Below are 16,147 nucleotides of genomic sequence, written 5' to 3' on the forward strand. Positions count from 1 at the left end.
GTTGATGCGATAAGAAACAACTTAATCTAATTTGAAGCATTTGTCAAGTTTTCTAGTATTCGGCTCCCTTGATGAACAAAGTTTTCCTGTTTTTTGCCATCTCCAATCATGCCGTTTTCACCATTTCTTGATTCTCACACGAGCCACCCTTGCTGATCATCTACTCGCACACAAGAACTACATTGATGACTCTTTCCTTATGAACACAAAACTATCGACCGAGGATTTGTGCAGAATCTCGGTCGATAGTTTTTTCTCAGTGTTTGGACGTCAACTCATCATTCTAAAACACATTAGAAAATAGAGGATTCAAACACGGATTATTTTTGAGCCAAATATATGACAGTATTTTTTATAATTGTTCAAATGTACGAACGACATTTTCAACAGTGAAGCCAAATTCTTCAAGAATTTTATTTCCTGGAGCAGACGCACCAAAATGATCGATCGTGATCGTTGTTCCTTCTGTGCCGACATAACGTTCCCAACCAAAGGAAGCAGCAGCTTCAATTGCTACGCGTTTCTTGACATTTTTTGGCAAGACGCTTTCTTTGTATTCCGCTGATTGTTTTTCAAAAAGATCAAAACTTGGCATTGAAACAACAGAAACATCTTTGCCAGCATCAGCAAGTTCTTTTTGTGCTTTTACAGCCAAATCTACTTCGGAACCAGTAGCAATCAAGATACCTTCAGGGGTTTCTCCTTTTGCTGGTGATAACACGTATGCACCTTTTTTCACCATTGTATCCGCAACTTCTTTTGTCGTTGGAAGTACAGGTAAGTTTTGACGACTCAATACTAAGATCGTTGGTGTATCCGTTGATTCCATTGCGACTTTCCAAGCTGCACGAGTTTCATTTCCATCAGCTGGGCGAATCACGTGAACCCCTGGCATACATCTTACAGATGCCAATTGTTCGATTGGTTCGTGGGTTGGTCCATCTTCACCAACAGCAACTGAATCATGTGTCAACACATAAATTACCGGTGTATTCTGGATAGCTGCTAAACGAACGGCTGGACGCAAGTAATCAACGAATACGAAGAATGTACCACCATAGATACGTGTGCCTCCATGTAATTGGATACCATTCATCGCTGATGCCATTGCAAATTCACGTACACCAAACCAAATGTTACGTCCTTCATAGTGTTCAGGAGTGAAATCTTTGTCTGCTGCGACCATCGTATTGTTTGAACCAGATAGATCAGCAGAACCGCCCCAGAAGCTTGGTACTGCTTTAGAAAGCTCTTGGATCACTTCTTTACTTGATACACGACTTGCTTGACTGCTACCTTCATCATAAGATGGTAAGTCAGCATCCCAGTTTTCAGGCAACTTCCCAGCAAACGCATCTTCAAATTGTTGCGCTAATTCAGGGTACGCATGTTTATAGTTCTTGAACATTTCATGCCAAGCAGCTTCTGCTTTTTGGCCTTCCTCCACCATTGTTTGGTGGAAACGAGCAGCTACTTCTTCAGGAACTGTAAAGTCTGGATATTCCCAACCATAGACGCCTTTTGCCATCTTGATTCCTTCATCACCGATTGGCGCTCCGTGAACTGCTGAAGTACCTTCTTTCGGAGATCCATACCCGATCACTGTTTTTACTTCGATCAATGTCGGTTTGTCTGTCTCTGCTTTAGCAGCTTCGATTGCTTTAGAGATTGCTTCAAGATCATTGCCATCTTTGACTAAAATATGTTGCCAGCCATATGCTTCATAGCGAGCCCCTACATTTTCCGTGAAAGCTTTTGACGTTGGGCCATCTAAAGAAATATCATTTGAATCATACAAAACAATCAATTTTCCTAGTTTCATGTGACCAGCCATTGAGCTAGCTTCTTGAGAAACGCCCTCCATCAAATCGCCGTCACCACAGATAGCGTAGGTGTGATGATCCACGATGTTGAAGTTTTCTCTGTTATATGTTGCTGCTAAGTGTGCTTCTGCCATTGCCATCCCTACAGCCATCGCAATACCTTGACCTAATGGACCAGTAGTTGCTTCGACACCGTCTGTATGGTTCACTTCAGGATGTCCTGGTGTTTTTGAATCCCATTGACGAAATTGTTTTAAATCATCAATCGAAACTTGATAACCAGCCAGATGCAATAAGCTATACAACATCGCAGAACCATGACCAGCTGATAATACGAATCGATCACGATCCGCCCAGTTTTTAGAAGTAGTCGGATTTACTTTCAAATGTTTTGTCCATAGTGCATACGCCATTGGTGCTGCCCCCATCGGTAGCCCCGGATGTCCAGAATTTGCCTTTTGAACTGCTTCAATACTTAATGTACGAATCGTGTTTACGCCAAGTTGGTCGATTTTGTCAAACAAAATAACCCCTCCTATTAATTTAGGTTTTTTTTACCTTTATTACTCACATACCATTTTATAAGATACCACTAGAAAAAGCAATGATTTTTAGTATTTTTTACTAAAAGTTGTTTTTCCGGTTGTGTAAGCCTTTTTTCTTCTGGATTTCTTTTAATTTATCTGGTGTGACATCATTTCCTTCAGGATCGACGATTTTCATTCCTTCAATATGATGTCTCATTCCCGAGCGAAAGGCATTTAAATACTCTTCTCTTAACTCTAATTGTTCTTTTTTTTCCGCTTCTGATAAGCCTTTTTCTTTCTTTATCCGAGCCAATTCGTTGATTCGCTCGATTTTTTCGGGTGATAGCATATGGAGACCTCCTTTTACTCTACTTCATATTATATAAAAAACGGAAAAAAAACAACTAGATAAACTAATATAAATACGAACATTTGTTTGAAACAAGACCTTTTATATGATATGATTTAGTTATTAATTGAAAGAAGGTGTACCTTGTGGCCCGACAAACTGAAACTAGACAAATCGAAGTCTTACGATATATCCATGAACAAGTGTCTCGAAAAGGTTACCCACCAACTGTAAGAGAGATCGGGGAAGCCGTTCAGCTTTCTTCTACCTCTACTGTACATGGCCATTTAGCAAGGCTTGAAAAAAAAGGCTTTATCCAAAGAGACCCAACAAAACCTCGTGCAATCGAATTGACAAAACAAGGATTGGCAAAAATCGGGGTTCGACCTTCCACGATTCCCGTACTTGGGGTGGTTACTGCTGGGGAGCCGATTTTAGCAGTCGAAGATGCTTCGGATTTTTTCCCTGTACCGCCTAATCTTTCTTCTGAAGAAGGAAGTTTGTTCATGTTAAAGATCCGTGGCGAAAGTATGATCAATGCAGGCATTTTAGACGGAGACAACGTGATCGTCCGTAAACAAGAAACTGCACAAAACGGTGATATCGTCATTGCCATGACAGCAGAAGATGAAGCAACCTGCAAACGATTCTACAAGGAAAAAGACCACTTCCGACTACAGCCAGAAAATGATTTGTTAGAACCGATCATTTTGGATCAAGTGTCCATTCTCGGCCGCGTAGTAGGTCTTTACCGCAGTCATATTTACTAGAATGCTATGAATTTTCGAAATAGATAAAAGCAATGAGCTGTGCCGTAAAAAGGTGTAGCTCATTTTTTCAACTTCCCTCTTTACAAATCGAACAAAAGTTCGTATACTATAAATACGAACTTTTGTTCGCATAAAATAATGAGGTGAGAAATCATGAAATCAATGAGACGTCTTGGCTTGGTATTAATGGTATTATTCTTAGGTATTGTTATTGGTAACTTTGGTATTCGACCAGCACTTTTAGTGTTTGTTCCGTTGTTTGCTTTGTGGTTCATGTTGTGGGATGAAAAGAAATACCGTCAGTCTGAACGACGTCGGCATCATGATGATCCCTTTTATCAAGAATCCTACTACAGTTCCAGACACTCCTAATGAACCAAGTAGGCTTATTCTTTTAGGAAAGTCTCTTGTATTATCAGGTCTTCTCTTTGCATCGCAGAGAAAAAAAGGATCTCACGAAACAGTCATTTTAGCTGTTTCGTGAGATCCTTTTTTAACACTTAGACATGGATTCATTTCCTGTTTACATATTAAGTGAATTTACTTTCACGTTACTTTACTCGAATCTGTTTTCCCATGCACGATCTCTTTTCATAGTATCTTTTACGTCTTTATGAAGCTGTACATATCCGAAGCTACTTCTATATATACCTACCAATACTATGAAATAGCGTCAACTGGCTCTATGCATTCTACGCTGAAAAAATAGGCCACCAAATACCAAAAGCACGATTCCCAAAACAACCAGATACACATTCAACGTGATCGTTAATCCAGTAATATTTAAAAAACTGCCTATCTTTAACGGCAGATAAAAACTTAAGAAGACTAAAATGACATATCTCAACTTTTCCCAGCCTTTACCGATAGGCAGAGCATTCATAGCGGTAAAGCCTAGCCAATACTCAAAATAACTAGTATAAAGGATAAATGAATGATTTCTTTTAAACACAAATTCTATCACTCCTATCAAAAGGAACAAACCAACGAATATGGCTATTATAGATTTGGAATTCGATCTTTTCATAGAGTCTCCTTTCATTATCTAGATTTTATTTTCATTGATATGGGTTTAGAAACATCCCGACCTTTACATAGCCCCTGATTCACCTTAGTTTCCATTCATGATCAGAGCCATACACTTCTCTTTAAATTTAGATTATTTTCTGGGAAAAAACAAGCACTGTTTCACTTGCTATTTTGATTTCTATAAGTGTTGCTACGTAAATGAATCTACAAGCAATGAATTACTAAAATCCTTTATTTTCATGGTTTTATCTGAAATAAAGACTGCGATCCTTATTGATCATCAAAAAAAATAAGCCAGACTGTCTAAAAATAGCACAACCTATTTTCAGACGATCTAACTTATTTCAGAGAGCATTGTTTTTATCCTATTCAGGATAAGCTATCTTAAAGGTCAAATAAAGAAATAATGCCTTCTCATGAGCCATGAAATGATCGATCAGATTAGTATTCCATCAATGTGATCATGTCATAGCCTTCGATTTTTTCGCGGCCTTTTAGTTCCATCAATTCGATCAAGAATGCACAGCCAACTACAACACCACCTAGTTCTTCCACTAAGTCGATCGTTGCTTTGATCGTACCACCTGTCGCTAGTAGATCATCGCAGATCAATACGCGTTGCCCTGGTTTGATTGCATCTTTGTGGAGCGTCAATGTATCTGTACCGTATTCAAGACCGTAAGTTACTTCGATCGTTTCACGAGGAAGTTTGCCTTTCTTACGTACTGGAGCAAAACCAACGCCCATTTCATAGGCTACCGGACAACCAACGATAAATCCGCGAGCTTCAGGTCCAACTACCATGTCAATTCGTTTTTCTTTTGCATAGTCCACGATTTGTTTTGTGGCCTCGCGGTAGGCATCTCCATCTGCCATAAGTGGGGAGATATCCCGAAAAATGATTCCTTTTGATGGGTAATCAGGAATGCTTGCAATATAATCTTTTAAATCCACTCTTTGTTTCCTCCTAGGTTGTTAACCTTTTTTTAATAGTTGGAATATCACTCAATAGTAAAAATTCCTCCACTTTGATCTTCTTAAGTCGCCGCTGATAAAGCGGACTTTCAGTCAATGGATGACTTTCAGGTTTTTCGACTTTTTGTAAAACGCCATTTTCTATTGTAACAAATTTCAACTCAAAAAACACCTGAATCATAAAAATTAATAATTTTTGTGGTATTTTCAAATAGGTTGAAATTGCTTCTAACTTATAACGGATATCGATTTTATCTTGCGTATGGATCAATTTGAACAATTTCGCATACTGTTCTCTTGTACCGACACCATTTAAATACGCTTCATCATGGGAAACCCCTAATAAATACATTCGATCAAATGAACCAAACGTAAGGATTTCTTCCAAAACAAGGAGATCAGTGGGACAATCAACGAGCAGCAATGCGTGGTAATTTTTTCCTTCAATTAACTCTTTCGTCTTTTCAAGGCTTTCAAAGAGTATGATCTTCTCTCTTATTTCCTTGTTCAACTCTTTAAGAGAATTTTTTTCAAAAGCCAAGTAAAAGATATCTTCTTTGAATTCGGTTAGGGTTCTATACCGTTTTGAACGCCAATCGAATATCTGGAAACCATTGACGCCAAAATCCGTCACCATCAACTGCGGTTTCTTGCGGCCATTCCATTCATTGACTGAAAGTTTCCCCACCACATCAATGGAGTTATTCAATAGTTCGTTTTCTTCACTACCAAATCCGAAGGCAACAGCATCCAATTGTGCACCATCGTCTACTAACGTTAATTTTAAATGTTGTTGCGCTGTACCGATCCTTTTTACATTTTCAGCTGAAGTCTGACGGAATAGAAACTGCGGAACCGGATTATCCGTTCCAAATGGTGCGAGTAACTTCAAGGCATCGATCAACTCTACTGTTGCATCCTTTGGTGTCAAGATTTCATCAATCCTTAAAGCAGGACCCTTAGTTAAATCGATTCCTTGTTCTACAACATAATGATTCATGCGTTCTTGTAAAGCTGAGATATTTTCTTTTGGCATCGTTAGACCGACAGCTGCATGGTGCCCTCCGAAGAATGTAAATAAATCACGCATCTTATCCAACATTTCATATAGATTCAGCGCGTCAACACTGCGACCAGACCCTTTAGCTGTTCCATCTTCTTTTATACCCAGAACAATAGTTGGTTTGCCTGTTTGGTTCATGATTTTACCAGCTACAATCCCCAAAACACCTTCATGCCAGCCAGGGTGTGCAAGTAAATGGATCTGATTCGTTTCGTCGATCATCCCTAGTGCTTCCTGAGCGATGTCATCCACTATTTTTTTTCTTTGATCATTGATTTCATTTAGTTTCTTGGCTTGTCTCGCTGCATCTTCTTCATCAAAAGTAGCCAATAATTCCACAGCTGGATTTGGATCACCCATACGACCGATGGCATTCAATCGAGGTGCAATCGAAAAACCGATCATTGTTTCATCTGCCTCTTTCGCCTTCACGCCACTTTCTGAGAAAAGTGCTTGTAATCCGATGCGTTCAGAGTACTTGATAGCATCCAAACCTAGAGAAACTAGCACACGGTTTTCATCCGTCAGCGAAACCAGATCGGCAATCGTACCGATAGCAACTAAATCTAAGAATTCAGCCGGAGGTTCTTCTAGTAGAGCAGTGGCCACTTTAAAAGCTACACCTACTCCAGCAAGATCCGGAAAAGGATAATTTCCTTCTGGATGACGGGGATGCACGATGGCATAGGCCTCTGGTAAATGATCAGGTAACTCGTGATGGTCTGTAATGATCACATCCACCCCAGCTTCCTGTGCATAGGAAACAGCCTCATTCCCTGCTACGCCATTATCGACAGTGACGATCAATTGGACTCCTGCTTCGATTTTTTCTTTGTATACAGTAGGATTTGGACCGTATCCATGGAGAAAACGATTGGGTAAAAACGTTTCGACATCGGCCCCTAATAATTCTAATGTCTCTTTCATCACTGTCGTGCTAGTGATTCCGTCTGCATCATAGTCGCCGTAAACCAAGATTTTTTCTCCCTCGATCACAGCTTTTTGAATCCGACTGATGGCTTTGTCCATATCGTGCATCAAGTAAGGATCATAAAGAGATTGTTCTTTTGGATTTAAAAATCGTTGTAATTCCTTTTCTTCTCGATAACCGCGTTGCCATAGCAACTTGCCGATAAAAGGAGAGATACCTTGTTTTTCGATCATTTGGAGAAAGGATGCGGAAGGCTCCGTATCACTTAACTTCCAATCATAGTTTGCTTGTCTCACGTTCTCACTCCTAACTTAGTTATTATAGCAAAGGAAAACGCTAAAAAAAAGAAGAAAGAAACAAAAAGAAAGCCCGAAAAGAGGAAGGAATCCTAAAACTTTTTCGGGCCTCACAAGAAATAGTCTTTATCAATTTTCTTAGCCTAAACATTCATGATAAAACCGATCAATCAAAATAATTATAGCTTTGTTTAGGTGATGGCGTATTATTTTCCTTTGGTGTTTGCAACTGTTGCAGTTGGTCTTTCGTTGCTTGCAGTTCTGCTTGATAAGCAGCTTCAAGTTCTGCGCGTTCATTTCTGAATTCACGCTGTTGTTCTTCTTTTGCCTCATTCACTTTTGCTTCCACATCTTTTTGGGCTTCAGCTAGTTCTTGTGTCAACTGTTTGATTTGTTTTTTTTGTTGCCATAATGTCGTTGAGGCGGTGACAAAAACAATCAATGCGCCGATGATCGCAGAACCTATGATGACTAGGATCAGCGGTGCAGAAAACGAAGCAACACCAAAACTAACAGGCACGTTTTTGTTATTCAATACCGCAAATAGTACGATGACTAAAACAAGGAGAAACCCGATGATCACACCACTTTGTTTTTTCACTTTTCTTCACCTACTTCTTATTGAAAATACCACTCGCTAAATAATCGCCAATTGTTGGGAAGAGCGTGTAAAATTTAGCTGCGATTTCAAGGATCACTGGTTTATTGATTTCACGTTTCGGATATTTCATATTACGAACGATTGCTTTCGCTAATTTGGTTGGATCCAAAACAAGTTGATCTACTTTTTCTAAATAGCTGCCACTAGGATCTGCTTTATCAAAGAAATCTGTAGCGACAGGCCCAGGATTGACAGTAGTAACGGCTACGCCTAATGGTTTCAATTCTAATCTCAATGCATTGGAAAATCCCAAAACAGCGAATTTCGTAGCGGAATAGATCGTTGATTTAGCCGTAGCCATTTTGCCAGCCATCGAAGCGATATTGATGATATGCCCTTGTCTTCGCTCAGCCATATCAAGTGCGAATTTTTGAGTCAAGACCATCATTCCCAACACATTCACTTCAAACATGTCGTACGCTTTACCTAAATCAAAGCTTAGAAAATCTTCGAAAATACCGAAGCCAGCATTATTGACTAACACATCGACTCGACCGACTTCATCCATTACTTTTTCATACAATGCATCGACACTATCGGGATCACTGACGTCTACTTGAAAAGCATAAGCCTCTGTTCCACTCAATCTTTTGCATTCTTCTTTTACTTCGCCGATCATCTGGATCCTTCTCGCACATGTGATGACGATTGCCCCTTGTTTTGCTGCTTCATAACAAATTTGAGCGCCTAATCCTCCAGAACCACCTGTTACTAGCACTACTTTATCTTCTAGATTCACACCTATTCCTCCTCACGAAACGGTACTTCAATTGTTTCAAAATCTTTCATGATCAACGTATTAGGAAAGATTTCTTTTGCTTCATTTTCAAGTTCCAATGCTGCTTTGCCTAAATAACGAGCACTGATATGTGTCAATAATAATTTGTTAGTTTTTGCTTCCTTCGCGATTTCCGCTGCTTGATGCGTAGTTGAATGGTAATAATTACGCGCCATTTTTTCCTCATTTTTGTTAAATGTACTTTCATGAACGAGTACATCACTATCCTGAGCAAGAAGGACAGAATTACCTGTTTTTCGAGTATCGCCTAAAATCGTGACGATCCTACCTTTTTTATCCGGTCCCACAAATGCTTTGCCATCAATGGTCCGTCCATCATCAAGAGTGACTGTTTCACCTTTTTTTAGCTTACCATAGATCGGTCCAGCTGGAATAGCTAATTCTTTCAGTTTGTCGACTTGCAATTCTCCTTTATGGTCATGCTCCACGACCCGGTAGCCAAAACTATCGATGCCATGATCCAGTTTCTTTGTATAAACAGAAAATTGTTGGTCTTCAAAGATTGGCTGATCCTCAGTCAATTCAATAAATTTCAACGCATAACCTAATCGAGTTTGCGAAACAGCTAAAGAAGTTTTGATAAACGTTTCGATTCCTTTAGGTCCGTATATTTCAAGCGGTGTATCTCCCCCTTGAAAAGAGCGGCTGCTAAGTAAACCAGGTAATCCAAAAATATGATCTCCATGTAAATGGGTGATGAATATTTTTTCGATTTTTCGTGGGCGGATACTCGTACGCAAGATCTGCATCTGTGTTCCTTCCCCACAATCAAATAACCAAACTTCATTTCTTTCATCTAAGAGTTTTAATGCAATACTTGTCACATTTCTATGTTTAGCAGGTACTCCTGCTCCTGTTCCTAAAAATTGTAATTCCATAATCTACCTGACTTTCTTTAAGTTCCCTATTAATTTTATGGGAAAATCAACTGATAATCAACCGAAAGTCTGAAATGCTTCAATAAACATAAGAAATAAACCAAAATCGAAAAGGAGGTCGAGACAAAAATCGTTTAGGTTTGAGAAATTGGAGAAAAAAACGAGGTTGGGACAGAAGTGTTTAACTCCGAGAAATAAGAAGAAATTCACGAAAATTGCTTTTCAAATTTTTGTGAATTTCGGCTTATTTAAGAAGGAGTTGCTTCTGCTCCCACCGTTTATTCGTTTTTAAAGAATGAGACAAAAGTGTTTCTTACTTTTGTCCCACTCTCGTTTTATTTGAAATTTCCGAAAACCTGACTTTTGGCCGCCGTTTATCCAGAATTAGAGTCTGTAGCAGAACTGATTTTTAGATTTGTCTCACATTCATCGTTATTCAGCTGGATGATCGGAATCAGCATCCTGTTGAGGATGTTTGTCTTGCCAGTTTTTCTTGGCAGCTTCTTTTGCTTTATCCTCGACTTCTCGGGCATCATGGACATCTTTTTCTACATCATCGTAGTCCAAACGAGTGATTTCTCCCCCTAATTCCATTGTCACTAATTGATTCAATGGACGGTTGTCTTCTTCTTCAGCAATCAAAATCAGCCCAGTCGTACCTTCACCGATTTTACTTCCTACAAAATCGAAAACTGTCTGTGCATCTTTGATTTCTTTCGCGTCTTGTGTTGCTCCGATCATTCCGCCAGCAAACCAGCCTAACAGAATCCCTAGTGGTCCTCCCAGAATGCCAACCAACATGCCGATCAATCCGCCAGTGGATGATTTGTTGTTGCCTGTAAAATCTAGAAAATCTTCAATTTTGAATTGATGGGCCCCGTTTGGTTCATGACGGATGACTGCCATTTGCTCTCCTTTGATCGAACGAGCAGCATGGAATTTTTTGATTTCAGAAAACGCTTGATAGGCTTGACTCTCTACAGGAAAATTTAAAATGATTACTCGTTTATTCATCGAAAACACTCCTTCTTCTTTTTATTCATTCTACCGTTTATTTCAAAAAAACAAAAGAAATACCCTTTAAAAATAACAAAAAAGAGCAAGAAAAAAGCAAATCTACTTTTCTCTCACTCTTTAGATACTCAAAAACAAACTTTTATTATTTTATTACTTGAAACAATCTATCATTATTCAACGAATTCAAATTCAAATTCGCCGATTCTTACAAGGTCGCCATCTTTAGCTCCTCTAGCACGTAATGCTTCGTCGACACCCATTCCACGTAATTGACGGGCAAAACGCATGACTGTTTCATCATGGTCGAAGTTTGTCATTTGGAACAATTTCTCGATCTTTTCACCAGATAAGATCCAAGTTGCATCTGGATCACGGTCGATCTTGAATTCTGGCTCATCTGGATTAAAGCCATATTGTACTGTTTCTTCCTCGATTTCTTCATCATATAGAGGAAATTCTGGTGTAACCTCAAGTAGATCCGCTGTTGCATTCAATAATGGATCAATTCCTTTTCTAGTCACGCCTGAAATTGGGAAAACAGGAATGTCATCTGCAAACTCGTCTGTTTTTTCTTTGTTCAATTGCTCTTTGAATTTTGCCAAGTTTTCCTCAGCGTTTGGCATATCCATTTTATTTGCAACAATGATCTGTGGACGTTCGAGTAAACGTAGATTATAAGAAGATAATTCATGATTGATCGCTAAATAATCTTCGTATGGATCTCTTCCTTCCATTCCACTCATGTCGATCACATGTAGGATAACGCGCGTACGTTCAATGTGACGTAAAAATTGAGTTCCCAGCCCAACGCCTTGAGAAGCTCCTTCGATCAGACCTGGTAGATCAGCGGCTGCAAAACTTCTGCCATCGCTAGTTGTAACCATGCCGAGATTCGGAACAAGGGTCGTAAAATGATACGCACCGATTTTCGGACGAGCTGAAGAAATCACTGAAAGAAGTGTAGATTTACCTACAGAAGGAAAACCAACCAAACCTACATCAGCCAGTACCTTCAATTCTAATTCGATTTTTCTTTCTTGACCTGGTTCGCCATTTTCGGCGATTTCAGGTGCTGGATTTCTTGGTGAAGCAAATCGGATATTTCCGCGACCGCCGCGGCCACCTTTTGCTACAACAAGCGTTTGACCATTTTCAATCAAATCACCTAGTAAAGCGCCTGTTTCTGCGTCTCTCACTGTTGTTCCCTGTGGCACCTTGACATACGTATCTTCTGATCCACGGCCATGCATGCCTTTACTCATCCCGTTTTCTCCAGGTTGAGCTTTAAAATGACGGTTGAAACGAAAATCCATCAATGTGCGTAATCCTTCGTCAACAACTAAGATCACCGCACCTCCGTGTCCGCCATCACCGCCAGCAGGACCACCATCAGGTACATATTTTTCTCTGCGGAATGCCACCATTCCGTCGCCGCCTTTACCGGCTTTCACATCGATCGTCACTTGATCTAAAAACATGGACATCTTTAAGTCCTCCTATTAATTTATTTATATTTAATTACTTGACTGCCTGAATTTCCACAATAAACAAAAGTCCTATTTATTTTATCGGTGAAAAGCCATTTTGTCCATCTTTTCAGCCAAAGTTTCTCCCTTTTGTCTGTTTTATCTCTGATTTGACTTGCCTACTTACTTGCGAAGACTCAAAAACGGAAATAATTAAGGTTACTTTACTTTTGTAAGTATAATTTTTTGACAAATGAAAACAACAGGAGGAAAATAATAGATGTATTAATGAAGATTGGGCATTCGACAATCTCCAAATAAAGGAGGAACTTTTGATTATGACAGTAAAAGTAGGTATTAATGGATTTGGACGTATTGGACGTTTGGCGTTCCGCCGTATCAAAGAAGTATCAGATGATATTGAAGTAGTAGCAATCAATGACTTAACTAGCCCAACGATGTTGGCTCAATTGTTACAATTTGATTCAACACACGGTACGTATCCAGGTACAGTTACTGCAACAGAAGACTCAATCGTAGTTGATGGTGAAACTACACGCGTGTATGCTGAACCTGATGCAAGTAAGATCCCTTGGGTTAAAGAAAATGGTGTCGATATTGTTTTAGAATGTACTGGTTTTTACACTTCTGAAGAAAAAGCACAAGCCCACTTGAACGCAGGCGTTAAACGTGTCGTGATCTCTGCACCAGCTGGAGCAATGAAAACGATCGTTTATAACGTAAATGATGATACGTTAGATGCAAATGACAAAATCATTTCTGCTGGTTCTTGTACAACAAACTGCTTAGCACCAATGGCTTACTTTTTAAATAATGAATTTGGAATTGAAGTAGGAACAATGACAACTGTCCATGCTTATACTTCTACACAAATGTTACTAGACGGCCCAGTAAAAGGTGGTAACTTACGTGCTGCTCGTTCTGCAGCAGATAACACCATCCCTCACTCAACTGGTGCTGCAAAAGCTATCGGCTTAGTTATTCCTGAATTACAAGGAAAACTTCAAGGACATGCACAACGTGTTCCAGTCGTTGATGGCTCATTAACAGAATTAGTTTCAATCTTAAAAACAAAAGTAACTGCTGAAGAAGTCAACGAAGCAATCAAGAAACATACTGTTGATAATCCTTCATTTGGGTATGACGATCGCGAAATCGTTTCTGGTGACGTTATCGGAACGACTCAAGGTTCAATTTTTGACCCAACACAAACTGAAGTAACTACAGCAGGTGATTTCCAATTAGTGAAAACAGTTGCTTGGTACGACAATGAATATGGCTTCACTTGCCAAATGATTCGTCTATTAGAAAAATTTGCAAACCTTTAATTTTAATTGAATAATGACATAAACAGAGAGGTTGGGACAGAAGTGTTTAACTCCGAGAAATAAGAAGAAATTAACGAAAATTGCTTTTCAAATTTTTGTGAATTTCGGCTTATTTCCGAAGGAGTTGCTTCTGCTCCCACCGTTTATTCGAGAGTCTGTGGCAAAACTGATTTTTAGTTTTGTCACACGCACTCTTTTTTTTTACACTAATACTGACTGATCTTTTTTTTATAACCTGACTTTGTGTAGAAACGCTACTTTTTTTGCTGATTGTCTGCTTGTTCTGCCTGTTCATTTTCCTCTACTAAATAGTAGGTGAATCACTTGAATGTGCTTTTTCATAAAAGGCTGGATTGTCTATTCCACCTGACTTAGCAGGCAACTTCCGATGTTTTTTGTTTGTGTTCATACTTTTTTGGAATGCACTAAGTTTTTTCTCCTCTATTTGCTTTTTTTCATGAATACTAAAGGATTTTTCATACGAAAGATCAGATGCCTTTATATTTTTTATCGCTGCTGCTAGATTATTTTTCTGTTTGCTTGTAAATGTCGGGGAATTTTTTTCGATGCCTGTAAGATGATCAATAACTAGTTGATGGATGATTTGAATGTTTTCTGGAAGAGAAAGCATCTGCGGTTCTTTTACCAACTCCTCATTAAAAATCGCCGAACAAACTGCATAATTTACTGCACATTCAAAATTTTTGATATCGCCTTTATCCACGGTATCTACCTCTTCGTATTTTCGAAATTCTTTCTGTACGCTTATCTTATCCAATCCATCATATGTAGAAAACTTATTATTGCTCTGTCTTGTTGACGTTAACAGATCTGCTATAAGATGTGTTCTAACGGTTGGAACAAGATACCTAGTTAGAGCAACATTAGGTCCCTGTGATAAAAATTTTTCTAACTCTTTGTTCCTTATATCCTTAAAATAAGTATTATGTTTATCTATGACAATTATTTCATAGTTGATGGCATCGATCTTACGGATAACGACGCCACCTACTTTCCCCCTGTTAGTATTTTCAGACGTGAAAAAAGCTGGATAAACTAAAAATGAAGATTTGGTATTTGCACTCAATTCATATAAAGAACGAATGGTTCCATATTTACTTGTTAAAAACGTTGCACTCTTCTCTAGCGAAACACTCAATAGGTGAAACAATATTTTTGGAGTATTCATCGGATTTAGTGCGTCTTTTGTTAAGCTACCGTTTTTAAATAGAGTTGCCCAATAGGATAAATAAGATTTAAACTCTTCGTTAACAAACGATTGCTTCTCACTTTTACTACACGCTAAACCTACCATTCTCGCATGATACTGCTCGATTTTCTCAGGTCCTTCATCCTTCTGGAATAATTCAGTAAAAAAAAGCCTTGTTTCCTCCTCCGCTTTCCTCTGTTCGCGAGAGATAGTTTTTCTATTTAAAGCTTTTTGATACTGATATTTTTCTTTCAAGGATTCTTTTTCTATATTTTTCTGTCTTTTTTCCGATACTTGATAATTTTTTCCTAACAAAGGTTTCTCATCCATTTGGATCCTCCTCTATATTTTATCAGTGGCTCGCTGTTCCTTCAATCATGACCACTAGTATACTTCGCATATTTTCCAACGTTTAATGTAGTTTTCTGACTACTAGTTTATCTTGTAATACCAAACAAATAGTCCTTTTTTTATTTTCATCTGGAAATTTAGTTTTCTCTAGAAGCTACACCTTGAATAAGCCTAGCAGATAACCTATGGAAAAATAGACGATCGACTACTAGAAACAGTTACTAGCTATGATCATTTCTTAAACACCTTGGTTGGAGTACATACAAAAAAAGACAAAGGCATCTACTTATCTTCTTCGCAAGAAAATAAATCGATACTTTTGTCTACAACGTAAAGCTTGCTAGTGATAAACAACTAAGTAACCAGTATTTTAACTATTTCACTTTTTTTATCTTGATCGAATCGGATCGTTGAAATTTTTACCCTTCAACGATTTTCTCCTCATCCGATCGTACGATTAGCCACTCAACAGCAACTAGTCGACTTTTTACCGAATCCCTCGAATTCTACTCTTCACACTTATCCCCATAGTGCGATTGTTTGACACTTTCTACACCGCCGACAATTTATTTCTTTGAGTTTCTCCCACTCGATCCCCCCTCGCTTTCTATTTTTATACTAAAAGAATAACAACAAAGTGACTGTTCATGTTA

14 protein-coding genes and 1 pseudogene are annotated in these 16,147 nt (G+C 38.7%); 4 read left to right on the plus strand and 11 right to left on the minus strand.

Annotation, left to right across the window (positions count from 1 at the left end; all coding sequences use genetic code 11):
- Positions 1–352: 352 nt before the first annotated feature.
- On the minus strand, positions 353–2,347 hold the full coding sequence (gene tkt / locus FGQ66_RS11225) for a transketolase (RefSeq protein ID WP_113845519.1): 1,995 nt from the start codon (positions 2,345–2,347) through the stop codon (positions 353–355).
- 100 nt (positions 2,348–2,447) lie between these two features.
- Entirely contained in the window at positions 2,448–2,699 is a 252-nt protein-coding gene (locus FGQ66_RS11230; protein WP_081133500.1) for a DUF896 family protein, read from the minus strand.
- 146 nt (positions 2,700–2,845) lie between these two features.
- On the opposite strand from FGQ66_RS11230, the gene lexA reads away from it, so the two are divergent.
- Together lexA and FGQ66_RS11240 are read left to right on the plus strand one after the other, a co-directional pair.
- Positions 2,846–3,469 carry a transcriptional repressor LexA gene (gene lexA, locus FGQ66_RS11235; protein ID WP_171024607.1) on the plus strand — a complete coding sequence of 208 codons (624 nt, stop codon included), beginning with the start codon at positions 2,846–2,848 and terminating at the stop codon, positions 3,467–3,469.
- A 153-nt stretch (positions 3,470–3,622) separates the two neighbouring features.
- Entirely contained in the window at positions 3,623–3,841 is a 219-nt protein-coding gene (locus tag FGQ66_RS11240; protein ID WP_005875860.1) for a hypothetical protein, read from the plus strand.
- Positions 3,842–4,142: 301 nt separating this feature from the next.
- Here the strand turns inward: FGQ66_RS11240 and FGQ66_RS11245 are convergent, their stop codons facing one another.
- The 8 genes from FGQ66_RS11245 to obgE form a co-directional block, all read right to left on the minus strand.
- A complete protein-coding gene (locus FGQ66_RS11245) occupies positions 4,143–4,421 on the minus strand; it encodes a hypothetical protein (protein ID WP_228098526.1) in 279 nt (92 codons plus the stop codon).
- Positions 4,422–4,939: 518 nt separating this feature from the next.
- Positions 4,940–5,452, minus strand: coding sequence for an adenine phosphoribosyltransferase (locus FGQ66_RS11250; protein WP_005875866.1), 513 nt, complete (start codon positions 5,450–5,452; stop codon positions 4,940–4,942).
- Positions 5,453–5,465: 13 nt separating this feature from the next.
- On the minus strand, positions 5,466–7,763 hold the full coding sequence (gene recJ, locus FGQ66_RS11255) for a single-stranded-DNA-specific exonuclease RecJ (RefSeq protein ID WP_138302451.1): 2,298 nt from the start codon (positions 7,761–7,763) through the stop codon (positions 5,466–5,468).
- A gap of 166 nt (positions 7,764–7,929) precedes the next feature.
- The gene (locus FGQ66_RS11260; protein ID WP_138302452.1) at positions 7,930–8,364 is read right to left on the minus strand and encodes a LapA family protein; all 435 of its coding nucleotides are present in this window, start codon (positions 8,362–8,364) and stop codon (positions 7,930–7,932) included.
- 10 nt (positions 8,365–8,374) lie between these two features.
- Positions 8,375–9,163 carry an SDR family NAD(P)-dependent oxidoreductase gene (locus FGQ66_RS11265; protein ID WP_005875872.1) on the minus strand — a complete coding sequence of 263 codons (789 nt, stop codon included), beginning with the start codon at positions 9,161–9,163 and terminating at the stop codon, positions 8,375–8,377.
- Positions 9,164–9,165: 2 nt separating this feature from the next.
- The gene (rnz, locus tag FGQ66_RS11270) at positions 9,166–10,101 is read right to left on the minus strand and encodes a ribonuclease Z (RefSeq protein ID WP_081133497.1); all 936 of its coding nucleotides are present in this window, start codon (positions 10,099–10,101) and stop codon (positions 9,166–9,168) included.
- A gap of 432 nt (positions 10,102–10,533) precedes the next feature.
- Entirely contained in the window at positions 10,534–11,115 is a 582-nt protein-coding gene (locus FGQ66_RS11275; RefSeq protein ID WP_113845517.1) for a DUF1269 domain-containing protein, read from the minus strand.
- 173 nt (positions 11,116–11,288) lie between these two features.
- Positions 11,289–12,602 carry a GTPase ObgE gene (gene obgE / locus FGQ66_RS11280; protein ID WP_016176722.1) on the minus strand — a complete coding sequence of 438 codons (1,314 nt, stop codon included), beginning with the start codon at positions 12,600–12,602 and terminating at the stop codon, positions 11,289–11,291.
- Positions 12,603–12,922: 320 nt separating this feature from the next.
- On the opposite strand from obgE, the gene gap reads away from it, so the two are divergent.
- Together gap and FGQ66_RS15840 are read left to right on the plus strand one after the other, a co-directional pair.
- Positions 12,923–13,933 carry a type I glyceraldehyde-3-phosphate dehydrogenase gene (gene gap, locus FGQ66_RS11285; protein ID WP_081133494.1) on the plus strand — a complete coding sequence of 337 codons (1,011 nt, stop codon included), beginning with the start codon at positions 12,923–12,925 and terminating at the stop codon, positions 13,931–13,933.
- Positions 13,934–13,964: 31 nt separating this feature from the next.
- A pseudogene (locus tag FGQ66_RS15840) lies at positions 13,965–14,084 on the plus strand (DUF3788 family protein); the annotation flags it as partial.
- A 153-nt stretch (positions 14,085–14,237) separates the two neighbouring features.
- Here FGQ66_RS15840 and FGQ66_RS11295 read toward each other — a convergent pair.
- A complete protein-coding gene (locus tag FGQ66_RS11295) occupies positions 14,238–15,473 on the minus strand; it encodes a hypothetical protein (protein WP_138302454.1) in 1,236 nt (411 codons plus the stop codon).
- Between the last annotated feature and the right edge of the window lie 674 nt (positions 15,474–16,147).

The organism is Enterococcus sp. BSD2780061688st2 D3 (assembly GCF_005844145.1).
GTDB classification, from domain to species: domain Bacteria; phylum Bacillota; class Bacilli; order Lactobacillales; family Enterococcaceae; genus Enterococcus_B; species Enterococcus_B durans.

Coding starts and splice junctions, on each gene's coding strand:
- FGQ66_RS11295 (WP_138302454.1), bottom strand. CDS start 15,473: ATGGATGAGAAACCTTTGTTAGGAAAAAATTATCAAGTATCGGAAAAA.
- FGQ66_RS11230 (WP_081133500.1), bottom strand. CDS start 2,699: ATGCTATCACCCGAAAAAATCGAGCGAATCAACGAATTGGCTCGGATA.
- FGQ66_RS11275 (WP_113845517.1), bottom strand. CDS start 11,115: ATGAATAAACGAGTAATCATTTTAAATTTTCCTGTAGAGAGTCAAGCC.
- obgE (WP_016176722.1), bottom strand. CDS start 12,602: ATGTCCATGTTTTTAGATCAAGTGACGATCGATGTGAAAGCCGGTAAA.
- gap (WP_081133494.1), top strand. CDS start 12,923: ATGACAGTAAAAGTAGGTATTAATGGATTTGGACGTATTGGACGTTTG.
- rnz (WP_081133497.1), bottom strand. CDS start 10,101: ATGGAATTACAATTTTTAGGAACAGGAGCAGGAGTACCTGCTAAACAT.
- FGQ66_RS11240 (WP_005875860.1), top strand. CDS start 3,623: ATGAAATCAATGAGACGTCTTGGCTTGGTATTAATGGTATTATTCTTA.